Consider the following 12,974-nt stretch of genomic DNA (forward strand, 5'->3'; position numbering starts at 1 on the left):
TTTATGCTGTAAATTAATCTCTATCAAAGATAGATTTTTGGGAGGTGAAAGACTTTGAAATTTTTAGTTTTAACTTTTCTTATTTGCTGTAGTTAGCCATGCTACATTTTGTTCGGATTGGTGGTCCTGGCCAATAATATCTCGATATAAATCAGGTCTTCGGGCTTTTAGGTAGCGATTCCCTCCTGCTTGAATGCATTTTTCAGGGGTAATGAGTGCAGTTGCAAAGGAGTCTTCAAAAGAACGGCATTCGGAGATGATATCCCCAAAAGGATCAATGATCATAGAACAACCATTCTTCAATTGATCATCATCCATACCAATTGGGTTGGAGAAAACTGCGTATATGGCATTATCGTAGGCTCTTGCCGGCAGCCATTTCATTAACCAGTCTCGGCCTTTCATTCCGTCAAATTCTATTCGTAAAGAAGTCGGGTCGTTTTCGCGATTTTTCCAGAGCTCGGGAGCGACAAAACCGGCGCCAGGTCGGGTAGAAGGGGTGCACATGGTGACATGAGGCATAAAAATAATTTGAGCCCCCAATAGCGTTGTTGCCCGTACATTTTCGATAATGTTATTGTCATAACAAATTAAGATGCCACATTTCCATCCCTTGATTTCAAAGATGCAATATTCGTTTCCGGGAGTGAGATAGGGGTTTATAAAAGGGTGAAGTTTGCGGTATTTGGCGACTAAACCATTTTTATCGACGCAGACATAAGCTTTAAATAAAGCGTCATTTTCGTCTTTTTCAAAAAGGCCTGCCAGTATAACAATGTTATACGTTTTGGCTATTTCGATAAGTTTTAAAATACTACCCCCGGTTGGAATTATTTCTGCGACTTCAAGCAATTGCTCTTTCGATAAATGTCTGGCGAAAGTATATCCGGTAATAGAACATTCGTGAAATGCAATCACATCGCAACCTTCTGCTGAAGCTTTTTTTGTAAGTTGTTCAATTACAGTTAAATTGTAGTTTTTGTCACCGCTCTTGTTTTCAAACTGTACAGTGGCTATTTTTAGATTTTTCATTTGATGGACTATTTAAGAATAGCCCAAAAGTAAGAGTAGCGTGAATCGATAAATTGTATAAAACCGACATTTAAAGCGCATTCTTTGGAAAAGTTTCGATAAAATTGTTCGTCAGTTTCCCCGTATTAAGCAGATACTCACTGGGTGTCATACCCGTATGCTTCTTAAATTCTTTTATGAGATGTGATTGATCGGAAAATCCTGTTTCATAAGAAATTGATGTAAGGGAGGTGTTTTCCGTTTTGTTTTTAAGAAGTTTCAGAAAATGATGCAGTTTTATAATATTGCCAAACTTTTTTGGATTTAATCCAACACCTTCCGTAAATTTTCTTTCAATATGTCTTTCCGTGTAACCGGTGTAAGCAACTAATTGTTTTAGAGAAAACTGTCCTTTATTTTTGATGATAAAAGCTAAAGAGGCATCCGCTATTAATTGGTTTGTCTGTGGTTTTTTCGCTTCAAGCGTTTTAAAAAAATGATTCAGGAGTTGTAAGCGATCCGGAATTGTTAATAATGTGGTTAATTTTTCCTCGAGATCCCTGCCCATTTGACCAAATATAGCATCAACCGTGATAATGGAATCACGAAATTCGCCGCTGTCAACTCCCAGAAGCTGATGTAAGCCGTTTGGTTGAAAAACTACAATTACAATCGACATTTCACTGCCGGAATAAACATCTTTAAAATTGTTTAGCTGTCCATATAAAAAAGAAGTGGGTAGATAACTTTGTGTTTTGTAATTATCAAATCCCGATATAAGTTTGCTTTTCAACGAGAATACGATACCGGTATTACCATCAGAAAATAAGCGAAGTTTTTGAATGTCATTGCCTTTTCTTTCTAAAAAAAGATAATGTTTTATATAAGGTGATAATTCTTTTGGAGGTACAACTTGCATCGTTTATTGTTCTTTTAACCTGTGTTGACGGTAGCAGAATGAAGTAAAATTAAATATATTTTTCGAGTTTTTTCTGATTTTGTAGTAGTTCTTGAAGAAAATATATTCTTTTGAGGGTTTCTCTTTATGAATTGATATTTGTCTTAATCTGGTATATTAATGGCCTTTATAGACTTTCTGTTTTTTGATTGCATTTTAGCTTTGTCAATTAAAATTGTATTATGAAAGATGTGAATAAAATCGAAATTATACGCGACAATCGGGTTTCGAAATTACTATGGTTTTTGCTTGGTGCCATTTTTTCTTTTCTGATGAGTATGTTATGGCGATGATAAAGAGATAGTTATGTTAAAATATCAATCCTGAAGCGTTATTATTATTTTAGGTAGTATTCTTTCATTGAATAACTTATAAGCGCTCTCCGATGGATGTAGGCCGTCTGAGGCGACTAAGGAGGTGTTCTGGAGTCCCTGTCTTGTAATATCTGTTATGGATACGAAGACAATATCGTTATTTTTGCAATAATTCTCTGCAAAGTTATTGTATTGGTCTATTTCTGAGCTTATTATTTCACCCTGACCTCCCATTTGAATTTGCCCAAAACGAGTATAGGCATAATCGGGAATCGAAATTACAATGACATTTTTTTTATCACCTTTCGCCAGAGTGATTGCTTTGGTAACTAATTCGGGGAATTCTTTTTCATAGATCGAAAAACTTTTTCCTTGATATTGGTTGTTTACACCAATTAGTAAAGTGACAAAATCATAATTTGGCTCTGGATTCTCTACGTTTATTGCCGAAAGTAAATTTGAGGTTGTCCAGCCTGTTGTGGCAATTATTTTTAATGCGGTACTGCTTTGTGGATAAATGGCTCGCAAGGTTGCCTGAAGTTGTGTGGGAAAATTGCAGGTTTCACATACACTCTGACCTATTGTATAGCTATCTCCTAAAGCTAAATACTTTATTGCATTTGGAACAGGCTTTGTGGGAGGCACGATAGTATTCTCTGTAGCGCCTTCATCAGAACTGCAACTAATAAGGAAAATGGAAAGAAAAACAATAACTATTTGTTTGAACGCTGTTGTCATAATTTAGCTAAATTAAATTTAGGTCATTCTAAACAAATAGTTACGTTAAATAGGGGGCTTTGGTTTTTACACCATTTCTGCTTTCATGACAATTTCTTCTTCGATTGCATTCCAAAGACCGATTCTTTTTTCTAGTGCTAAAATAGAAACTTCTTCAACTTCTTTCCATTTTTGTGCATCGTCACCACATAAATCAGTAATCATTTGCATCGCCATTGGTCCATGTTCATCAGCATCAAGTTCGATATGTCTTTCAAAATAATAAAGCAGTTTGCTTAAATTGATTTCAGGCAAGTTCTTTTGAAAGTTTTTCAGAATTTCGGTAAACATACCCGGAATTAAATCTTCTCTTCCAAAGGTAAAGGCAGCAGCGATTTCGTGTGGTTTTCCTTGTTCAATTACCCTGAAAGTAAAATCTAGAAACGCTTTTACTTCAATAGGTAAAGAACTTTGTTTGATAGCAACAAAGATGTTATGAAGTGAATGTACTTCAGATAAAAAAGCATTAATTCCGGTTGTATCAGCGCCACAGTCTTCCATAGCTTCCAGATACATTTCGTAATGGCTTTGTCTTCTTCCGTCAAGAGTTAAATCAGTTTCTTCTGCCAGAACAATTTCGTTGATTAAATATCTTGTCTCAGGGTTTTTTGTTGCAAACCAAGGTGTTGTAGTGCAGGTAAGTTTCGTTTGTAGTGCTTTTAACAATGACATAAAATCCCAAACAGCAAAAACATGGTTTTCCAGAAAGCTATGAAGATCATCAATATTCTGGATTTTATTGTACAAAGAATGTTGTAAAAGCTTGTCTTTTTGAGGTTGAATGCTATTGTTTATAGTTTCAATGTTCATTTCATTAAATTTTGGTACAAAGATAAAAAGCTTCTTGGTAAGAAGAAGCTTTTAATATTGATTTTGTGTATATTTTAATAGTTATTTACGATTTAAACGCTGGAATTCCAGTTACATCCATTCCTGTAATCAGTAAATGAATATCATGCGTTCCTTCGTAAGTAATGACACTTTCCAGGTTCATCATATGGCGCATAATCGAATATTCGCCGGTGATTCCCATTCCGCCTAACATTTGTCTGGCTTCACGTGCAATATGAATGGCCATGTCTACATTGTTTCTTTTTGCCATCGAGATTTGAGAGGTTGTTGCCTTTCCTTCATTTCTCAAAACACCTAAACGCCAGGTTAACAATTGCGCTTTTGTGATTTCGGTAATCATTTCGGCTAATTTCTTTTGCTGTAATTGAGTTCCTGCAATTGGTTTTCCAAATTGAATTCTTTCTTTGGCATAACGTAAAGCCGTATCGTAACAATCCATCGCAGCTCCGATAGCTCCCCAGGCAATTCCGTATCTGGCTGAATCTAAACATCCTAGAGGCGCACCTAAACCTGATTTATTTGGTAGAAGGTTTTCTTTTGGAACTTTTACATTATCAAAGATTAATTCTCCGGTTGATGACGCACGAAGTGACCATTTATTATGGGTTTCAGGAGTAGAAAAACCTTCCATTCCACGCTCTACAATTAAACCGTGAATTCTTCCCTCTTCATTTTTAGCCCAAACTACAGCAATATCTGCAAAAGGGGCGTTTGAAATCCACATTTTGGCACCATTTAAAAGATAATGATCTCCCATATCCTTAAAATTGGTAATCATACTTCCCGGATCCGAACCATGATCAGGTTCTGTTAGACCAAAACAACCTATGAATTCACCGGTCGCTAATTTTGGAAGGTATTTCACTCTTTGCTCTTCATTACCATATTTCCAGATTGGGTACATTACCAAAGAGGATTGAACAGAAGAAGTCGATCGTACACCGGAGTCACCGCGTTCGATTTCTTGCATGATCAAGCCATAAGAAATCTGGTCTAATCCTGCTCCGCCATATTCTACCGGAATGTAAGGACCAAAACCACCAATTTCTCCAAGACCTTTGATAATCTGTTTTGGAAATTCTGCTTTTTGAGCGTATTCTTCTATAATAGGAGAAACTTCTCTTTTTACCCATGCTCGTGCTGAGTCGCGAACCAATTTGTGTTCGTCTGTCAATAAATCGTCAAGATTGTAATAATCCGGGGCCTGAAATAAGTCTGGTTTCATTTTTTGTTAGTTTTACAAAACAAATTTACGCAATAAAAATATAACAAAATACAGTTAATTTGTTATATTTTTATATCGTTGAATAAAAAAAAATAAGAATAAGAGAAACTAATACTAGTTTATTGGTTATTTATAAACTAATTTTGAGTTTCAAATTCAATTTAAATGAGGCTGATCATCTCTTTTTTACTTCTTTTTGTTCTGAATATTACTTTTGCCCTGCAAAAGAAAGAATTATCGGAGCAGGAATATTTACTTTTACAGGATAAAATACGAATAAGCGGGAATACAGACAGAGACCTGGCGATTACGTACGCCTATGAGATGCTCAAATCTAATAATGACAAACATTTGGCTTTTGCAAATGGTGCATTGGCGTATTTGTTTCAATTAAAATCTGAAACGGTAAAATCAAAAGAAAAGTATGTACTGGCATTTAATTATTTGAATAAAATGCCGGATTCAAGAGATAAAACGCAACTTAAATCGTACCTCTATAATTACGGCGGACTAATCGAATGGAAAAGAGGTAATTTTGGAGAGGCTCTTGAAAACTATCAGACCGGAATAAAACTTTCGATACAATTAGGTGATATTATCCAGATAATAAAGTTTAAAAGTAATATCGCTATTATTAATGAGGAAGTTGGTAACTATCAGTTGGCCATAAAAAACTTAAGGTATCTTAATGACTTTATAGACAAAAATGAAAGTTATTATTCCAAAGAGCAATACAATATTATAAAGAGTAATAACAATCTTCATTTAGCAGGATCGTATGAAGGCTGGTACATGAAAAATCGTACAAAGTTGTTTCTGCTGGATTCTGCCGCATACTTTTACAAAAAAACAGTATCTTTTTCTCATGACTTTCCAATTAATAATATTGGGGCTAAGATCAGTCTGGGAAATGTTTATTACATGAAGAATGATTTTAAGAATGCAGAAAAAGCTTACTATGATATTATATTTTTTGCGAAACAGAACAATTACAAATCAGAATTTAAAGTAGCCAACTATAATTTGGGTAATTTATATTATGAAGTAAAAAAGTACGACAAAGCCTTAGTTTTCTTTAAAAAAGTAGATTCAGTCTCCTTAATAGACAATTCAAAAGATGAAAGTTTTTTAAAGTCAAATTATTATCAGGCAAAAATCTATAATATATTTAAGGAACCCGAATTGGCTTTTAAATATTCAAAAAACTATTTGGATAATTATGAAAAAACGGAAGCCAAACTAAATAATGAAGCCCTGGAAGTTAATTATAAACTGGGAGTCGGAGATTTGAGTGAGGAGATGGTTACCATTCAGAAAAAATACGAATTTGAAGTTTTCTTTAATAAAGCATTAAAGGTGTTCTATGTTTTACTTGTCGTTGGAATTGTTTTCTTACTGATAAAAAACATAAGAGATAAAAACAAGGCCCATAAGAAAATGAATGCCCTGATTGAAGAATTTAAAGCCAATCTGGAGAAAAAAGAGAATTCCGAAACCGAAACCGTACTGATCGATCAGGAAGAGGATCCGCTTATTAAGAAAGAAAACGTCAATCTGAGTATCGACGAGGATAAAGAGAATAAAATTGTCGAAAAACTGCTGGCTTTAGAAAATAAATTAGAGTATCTGAATGCCGATTTTACGTTGTCTTATGTTGCAAAAAAGATAAAAACAAATACCACTTATCTGTCCTATATCGTAAACAAGCGATTTGGTAAATCTTTTGGAGAATATTCTAATGAGTTAAAAATCAATTATGTAATCAATCAAATGATTACCAATCACATGTATCGGAAATATTCTACTCAGGCCATTGCTGAAAGCGTCGGATTTAAGAATGCAGTATCCTTTGCGAAATCATTTCGCAAAAGAACTGGAGTGTCTCCAGCTCAGTTTGCGAATAATATTTAATGAAGAATTTGTATTAAGTAATACAGTTTTAGGGAGTTACCCGTTACCGCCTGTGCTACCGGTGTGACCAGTACCTCTTATAGGATCTTTTCCGTCGACCCACTCGTCTCCGCCTCGAACTGTTTTTAGTTGATTTTTAGGTAATTTTTCTGTTCCAAAGTCTTCAAGGTTAAATGTTCTAATTTTCATGGTTTTCTAAATTATTGGTTTGTTTGAGTTAATTTTTTATAGTTAGTTATCCGTTTCCACCTGTATTTCCACCGCCTTTTATAGGATCTTTTACATCTATTGGACCATCCCCGCCACGGACCGCTTTTTGTTGTTTTTTAGATAATTTATCTGCTTTAAAATCTTCGAATTTTATCTTTTTAGTTTTCATGATGTTGTAAATTAATGATTTATATTTTTAGTGTCAATTTTTTTTGTAGTTTTTTATCCATTTCCTCCTGTATTACCACCACCTTTTATCGGATCTTTTCCATCTATCGGCGCATCTCCGCCATGAATCATTTTTTGTTGTTTTTTGGATAATTTTGCTGTTTCAAAATCTTCTAATTTTACTATTTTAGTTTTCATAACTTGAGTATTTAGAATTTGTATAATTTTATTTTTAAGAATTTTTTAGCCGTTTCCGGCGTTACCTCCACCACCCCGAATTGGGTCTTTGTCTTCCTCCAGAGATGCTCCTCCAAGTACTTTTTTTTGATGATTTTCAGGTAATTTTTCTACTTGAAAATCTTTGATTGTTGCCTTTTTTTTTGTCATGTTTTATTGTGTTAGCGTTTAACTTTTTCAAAACTAGGCAAAAAGCAAAACCCTTAATCGAGAATAGCCTTTTTGAGGTTTTTGAGAGACTTGTTTTTATGTAACTATTTATATATCAACATATTGAATAGTGCATTCGTACTGGTATAATTTATAAATTGTATGTGCTATTATTAATAAAAAGTATACATAAAGGCATTTTTTTAAAATAAAAACCACAATATTTGCATCGTAGTTATGATTTAAACGACACGAAAAGATGTTAAAACTGGTTCAGAAATTTCTTCTAATTAACAAGTACTCGGAAGTGAAAAATGAGTTCAAAGATTTGTTTCTTTCTCATCCAAATTATCCAAGCTTGTTTGCGATAACAGATTCGTTGGATTTGTTGTCAGTAGAGAATGCTGCCGTAAGAGTTTCGAAAGAGCAGATTGAAAATTTGCCTTCTAATTTTTTAGCTTATTTTAAAGAGGAGCTTATTTTGGTTGAAAGAGCAAAAGACTTTGTTCGCATCAACACAATTAAAAAAGGAAGTCAAAAAATATCGTACGATAGCTTTCTTTTAGATTGGAATGGAGTTATTGTAGCAATTGAGCCAAATAATGTAGTTGGAAGAGATAGTTTCAGAGATGAGTATAAAACTTTAAAGTATTATGTTCCATTATTTCTCTTAGTTGGATTGTCATTTTTTTACAACGCCTATAATTTATTCAGTAGCCTGTTTTTAATTACATCGCTTTTAGGATTAATAGTTAGTGTTTTTATAGTACAGGAGAAATTAGGTTTGAAAAGCAGTATCATTTCAAAGTTTTGTAACCTGACTCCAAATACGTCTTGTAACTCTGTTCTTAATTTTGACGGTTCAGGTAGAAAATGGGTTAGTTTCTCAGATTTGCCTTTGATGTTTTTTGGTGCAAGCTTTTTAGCGATTTTGATAGAGCCTTCAGATTCGTCAATCTTTATCGGATTTTTAAGCTTATTGGCTATTCCGGTGGTGGTAACATCAATTTGGATACAGAAATTTGAGATTCAAAAGTGGTGTGTAATGTGTCTGTCAGTTTCATTTCTGATTTTAGTGCAAAGTATTATTTGGTTTGCGTCAGATTTTTTCACACTAAGTTTTAGTATTGACAGTGTTTTTCCTTTTGTGTTCTCATTGGGGTTCTTAGGAGCCTTTTGGTTGGCTTTAAAACCAATCATTAAAAACATGTTGAATGTTAATTCGGATTTAAAAGAGTTGAAGAAATTTAAGAGAAATTTTTCATTATTAAATTTCTTATCGCAAAAAGTACCTTACACGTCAGATTTTGAGGATTTAAGAGGATTGAATTTTGGAAATAGAAATGCAGCAATAAAATTAGCGATTATAATTAGTCCAAGTTGTGGACATTGCCATAAATCATTTCAGGATGCATTTGATCTGGTTTTAAGATTTCCGGAGAAAATATTTTTAAATGTATTATTTAATGTTAACCCTGATAATGTAGATAACCCGTATAAGATTGTTGTAGAAAGATTGCTGACTATAAACAGATCAACACCCGGGAAAACGGTAGAAGCCATTTCAGATTGGCATATTAAAAAAATGGGTCTCAAAAAGTGGTTGAAAAAATGGAATGCAGAGCCCGTAGGATTAATAATAAATCAGGAGATACAAAAACAGTACGATTGGTGTTCTAAAAATAATTTTAATTATACACCGGTTAAAATTGTCAATGAGAAAATATTTCCTAACGAGTATGAATTAAATGAACTGAAATACTTTTTAAATGATTTTGTGGAAGAGAAAGAGATTGAAGTTTTAGAAAAAATAGCCTAAGACAAAAATCATTTGAGGAAAGAGAGATACAAATTTCTAAATGAATTGAAACAATAACAAAAAAACCAAATAATCATGTTAAAAAACATTCTACAATTAGAAGGAGCTCAAGAGCTTACTAAAAATGAGAAAAAAGGTATTAAAGGAGGATTAGCTTGTGATCAGAACGGTAAGTGTCCAAAAGGATCTTATTGTGACTATGATTCGTCTCTTTGCAAACGTATCTAGTTGTTAAAAGAAAAATCTTTTAATAAATAACCACAAAGTAGTAACCCAATAAAACTTAATTATGTTAAAAGCAATTTTAAATCTTGAAGGTGCAGAAAAACTGCAAGTTAATGAGTTGAAAAATATTATGGGTGGACAACCGGTTCAACCGGCAAATTGCAAATGTTTTTGTTATGTTGGAGGACAACAGGTAAATGCCTATTGTTTTTCATATTGTCCAAACGGTTCAATTCCCGGAATATCGGAAGGAAGTACAGGAAACTGCAAGTTTCCACTTAATCCAAAACCGGAATTATAGAATACGATTACCTCTTTAGTGATAAAGAAAATTTTAAAGTTATAAAGTTACTTGGAGAATTAGAATAGCAGACTAAAAACAAGCAGTGAGATACTCTTGGTTTTTATTGGCAAGTTTTCTAAGTTTTTAAAAATATCGAATATAAAGCCTTATTTAAAATTTAGTCATGTTTTTTTTGAATTTGTAGGCGCCCGATCGTGGAACATTGGGCAAACATCCCCACATTGATGATTGGTGTTGGGATTCTCAGGAAAATTGGTCACTGAGTTGGTTTTATTTGGTTAGAGCTAACCGGTGCCATCTCCTAGAGAAATTGATGTTGATTCTAAATTAAAGTGTAAGCACTTTTTGCTATGGACAACATTATTTTAAAGATGGAAAAAATATAGGATCCAAAAGGTCTGAAAGAAGTTCAAATATTGAAAAAAGAAAGTAACAAACGATACAAGTGCGGAGCTTTACTTTAATAGAAATATGGGACAAATATGTTACGAAATGACAATTGTAGAATAATCATTTATTGTAATATAAATATAACAGTTTTGAATAATTTTAACAGAGAGGAAATTTTTTCCTCTCTGTTTTTTTTAAATAATGTAGATTTGTATAAATCAAAAGTAAATTGAAAAAATTCACCAATTATAAACAAGCTGATTTTAAGGATTGTGGCCCCACATGTTTAAAGATTATCGCAAAGCACTACGGCAAGACAATCCATATTCAGGAGTTGAGGGAGCATAGTGAAACAACTCGTGAAGGAAGTAATTTGCTTTTTTTGAGCGATGCAGCAGAGAAAATTGGTTTCAGAACTTTAGGAGTTAAGTTAAGTCCGGAGCGCTTAGAAGAAGCTCCATTACCTTGTGTTTTACACTGGAATCAGAATCATTATGTTGTGCTTTATAAAATTAAAAGAGGCACTTACTATATCTCAGATCCGGCTTTTGGTTTAATTGAATACACTAAAGAAGATTTTATTAAATTTTGGATCGGAAACAATGCCGATGAATCAACTCAGGAAGGAATTGCCTTGTTGATCGAAGCTACTCCAAAATTCTTTCAGACCGATTTTGACAAGGAAGATCATAAAGGCATCGGATTCGGATTGTTGTCCCAGTATGTTTTAAGATACAAAACCTTTCTAGTTCAATTAAGTATAGGGTTATTAGCCAGTAGTTTGCTGCAGTTGATTTTTCCTTTTTTAACCCAGAGTATCGTTGATATCGGGATTCAAAACCAGAATATTAATTTTATATACCTGATTCTGTTTGCGCAATTGTTTCTTTTTGCCGGAAGAACAGGTTTAGAACTTATTCGGAGTTGGATATTACTTCATCTTTCAACGCGGATAAACATTTCGCTCATCTCTGATTTCTTTATTAAATTAATGAATCTGCCTATTTCGTTTTTTGATGTGCGAATGACGGGAGATATCATGCAGCGTATAAACGATCATAGAAGAATTGAGCGTATCCTGACTACATCCTCCTTAAACGTTTTATTCTCCATAATCAATATGTTTGTGATGGGCGGCGTTTTGGCTTATTTTAATCTCAAAATATTTTTTGTGTTCTTCGCAGGAAGTGTTCTTTACTTTGTGTGGATCACGTTGTTTTTAAAACGAAGAGAAGTTTTAGATTATAAGCGTTTTGCAGAGGTTTCCCAAGAGCAAAGTAAAGTGATGGAGCTGATCAACGGTATGCAGGAGATTAAGCTTCACAATGCCGAAAAACAGAAGCGTTGGGGCTGGGAATATGTGCAGGCAAGGTTGTTTAGAGTTTCAATAAAAGGACTGGTCCTGGAGCAAACACAAACGATCGGTTCCTCAGTGATCAATGAATTAAAAAATATTTTTATCATCTTTTTGTCGGCCAAATTAGTTATTGATGGTTCCATTACACTCGGTATGATGTTGGCGATTAGCTCCATTGTAGGGAGTTTAAATGGACCAATTACACAACTTATAGAGTTTGTTCGAGAGCTTCAGGATGCCAAGATTTCATTAGCAAGACTATCTGAAATTCATGAAAAAGAAGACGAAACACAACAAGAAGTACACCAAACCAGTGAAGTTCCTTTTGACGCTGATATAGAGATAAAAAACCTATCCTATCGTTACTTAGGCTCTGATATCCCTGTTTTAGATGATTTAAGCCTGATAATTCCCGCAAATAAGGTTACGGCAATAGTTGGTGTTAGTGGAAGCGGGAAAACGACTCTGATGAAATTACTGCTTAAATTTTATGAGCCGGAGAAAGGTGAGATTCATATTGGTTCTGCACAGTTAAAAAATGTGTCACAAAAAGCATGGAGAGCCAATATTGGTGCGGTTATGCAGGAAGGTTTTATTTTTAGTGATACCATCGCCAACAATATTGCCATTGGTGTTGACAAGGTAAATAAAGAACGATTGGTTTATGCCGCCGATGTTGCCAATATAAAAGAGTATGTTAGTGGCTTGCCGCTGGGTTTTAATACTAAAATTGGCTCTGAAGGTTTAGGTATGAGTACAGGTCAGAAACAACGATTGCTTATTGCCAGGGCAGTATACAAAAACCCGGAAATCTTGTTTTTTGATGAAGCCACTTCGGCTTTAGATGCTAATAATGAAAAGGAAATTATGCGAAAATTGGATATTTTCTTCAAAGATAAAACCGTAGTGGTAATTGCACATCGTCTGAGTACGGTAATGAATGCGGATCAGATCGTGGTTTTAGACAAAGGGCGCATTATTGAAATAGGAAGTCATTCGGCTTTAGTAGAACAAAAGGGGAATTATTTTGAATTGGTTAGAAATCAATTACAATTAGGAAACTAAT

14 protein-coding genes are annotated in these 12,974 nt (G+C 33.9%); 5 read left to right on the plus strand and 9 right to left on the minus strand.

Annotated features, from left to right (window positions below):
- Positions 1–69 precede the first annotated feature (69 nt).
- The 5 genes from LNP23_RS06220 to LNP23_RS06240 all read right to left on the minus strand — a co-directional run bounded on the left by LNP23_RS06220 (position 70) and on the right by LNP23_RS06240 (position 5,137).
- Complete coding sequence (locus tag LNP23_RS06220) at positions 70–1,032, minus strand: nitrilase family protein (protein WP_230004292.1); 963 nt, start codon at positions 1,030–1,032, stop codon at positions 70–72.
- 70 nt (positions 1,033–1,102) lie between these two features.
- Complete coding sequence (locus tag LNP23_RS06225) at positions 1,103–1,930, minus strand: helix-turn-helix domain-containing protein (RefSeq protein WP_230004293.1); 828 nt, start codon at positions 1,928–1,930, stop codon at positions 1,103–1,105.
- A 356-nt stretch (positions 1,931–2,286) separates the two neighbouring features.
- Positions 2,287–3,021, minus strand: a complete 735-nt coding sequence (locus LNP23_RS06230) for an SGNH/GDSL hydrolase family protein (RefSeq protein WP_230004294.1) — start codon at positions 3,019–3,021, stop codon at positions 2,287–2,289.
- A gap of 66 nt (positions 3,022–3,087) precedes the next feature.
- A complete protein-coding gene (locus LNP23_RS06235; RefSeq protein ID WP_047777622.1) occupies positions 3,088–3,870 on the minus strand; it encodes a DUF3050 domain-containing protein in 783 nt (260 codons plus the stop codon).
- A gap of 85 nt (positions 3,871–3,955) precedes the next feature.
- Positions 3,956–5,137 carry an acyl-CoA dehydrogenase family protein gene (locus LNP23_RS06240; RefSeq protein WP_047777624.1) on the minus strand — a complete coding sequence of 394 codons (1,182 nt, stop codon included), beginning with the start codon at positions 5,135–5,137 and terminating at the stop codon, positions 3,956–3,958.
- Between the two features lie 165 nt (positions 5,138–5,302).
- Between LNP23_RS06240 and LNP23_RS06245 the strand changes: the two genes are divergently transcribed.
- Positions 5,303–7,048: a helix-turn-helix domain-containing protein gene (locus LNP23_RS06245; protein ID WP_230004295.1), complete on the plus strand. Its 1,746-nt coding sequence runs from the start codon at positions 5,303–5,305 to the stop codon at positions 7,046–7,048.
- Between the two features lie 36 nt (positions 7,049–7,084).
- Here the strand turns inward: LNP23_RS06245 and LNP23_RS06250 are convergent, their stop codons facing one another.
- Genes LNP23_RS06250 through LNP23_RS06265 form a run of 4 tightly spaced genes read right to left on the minus strand, consistent with a single transcriptional unit; the run spans position 7,085 to position 7,813 of the window.
- The gene (locus LNP23_RS06250; RefSeq protein ID WP_117610338.1) at positions 7,085–7,237 is read right to left on the minus strand and encodes an rSAM-modified peptide; all 153 of its coding nucleotides are present in this window, start codon (positions 7,235–7,237) and stop codon (positions 7,085–7,087) included.
- 46 nt (positions 7,238–7,283) lie between these two features.
- Entirely contained in the window at positions 7,284–7,427 is a 144-nt protein-coding gene (locus LNP23_RS06255; protein WP_117610340.1) for an rSAM-modified peptide, read from the minus strand.
- A gap of 53 nt (positions 7,428–7,480) precedes the next feature.
- Positions 7,481–7,624 carry an rSAM-modified peptide gene (locus LNP23_RS06260; RefSeq protein ID WP_117610342.1) on the minus strand — a complete coding sequence of 48 codons (144 nt, stop codon included), beginning with the start codon at positions 7,622–7,624 and terminating at the stop codon, positions 7,481–7,483.
- Positions 7,625–7,669: 45 nt separating this feature from the next.
- On the minus strand, positions 7,670–7,813 hold the full coding sequence (locus tag LNP23_RS06265; RefSeq protein ID WP_165579380.1) for a hypothetical protein: 144 nt from the start codon (positions 7,811–7,813) through the stop codon (positions 7,670–7,672).
- Positions 7,814–8,072: 259 nt separating this feature from the next.
- Between LNP23_RS06265 and LNP23_RS06270 the strand changes: the two genes are divergently transcribed.
- The 4 genes from LNP23_RS06270 to LNP23_RS06285 all read left to right on the plus strand — a co-directional run bounded on the left by LNP23_RS06270 (position 8,073) and on the right by LNP23_RS06285 (position 12,973).
- Positions 8,073–9,632 (plus strand): vitamin K epoxide reductase family protein, encoded by a 1,560-nt coding sequence (locus LNP23_RS06270; protein ID WP_230004296.1) that lies wholly within the window; start codon positions 8,073–8,075, stop codon positions 9,630–9,632.
- Between the two features lie 75 nt (positions 9,633–9,707).
- Entirely contained in the window at positions 9,708–9,860 is a 153-nt protein-coding gene (locus tag LNP23_RS06275) for a hypothetical protein (protein WP_230004297.1), read from the plus strand.
- Positions 9,861–9,921: 61 nt separating this feature from the next.
- Complete coding sequence (locus tag LNP23_RS06280; protein WP_047777629.1) at positions 9,922–10,158, plus strand: hypothetical protein; 237 nt, start codon at positions 9,922–9,924, stop codon at positions 10,156–10,158.
- A gap of 622 nt (positions 10,159–10,780) precedes the next feature.
- On the plus strand, positions 10,781–12,973 hold the full coding sequence (locus LNP23_RS06285) for a peptidase domain-containing ABC transporter (RefSeq protein ID WP_047777631.1): 2,193 nt from the start codon (positions 10,781–10,783) through the stop codon (positions 12,971–12,973).
- The last annotated feature ends 1 nt before the right edge of the window (position 12,974 follow it).

Source organism: Flavobacterium cupriresistens (assembly GCF_020911925.1).
GTDB lineage: Bacteria > Bacteroidota > Bacteroidia > Flavobacteriales > Flavobacteriaceae > Flavobacterium > Flavobacterium cupriresistens.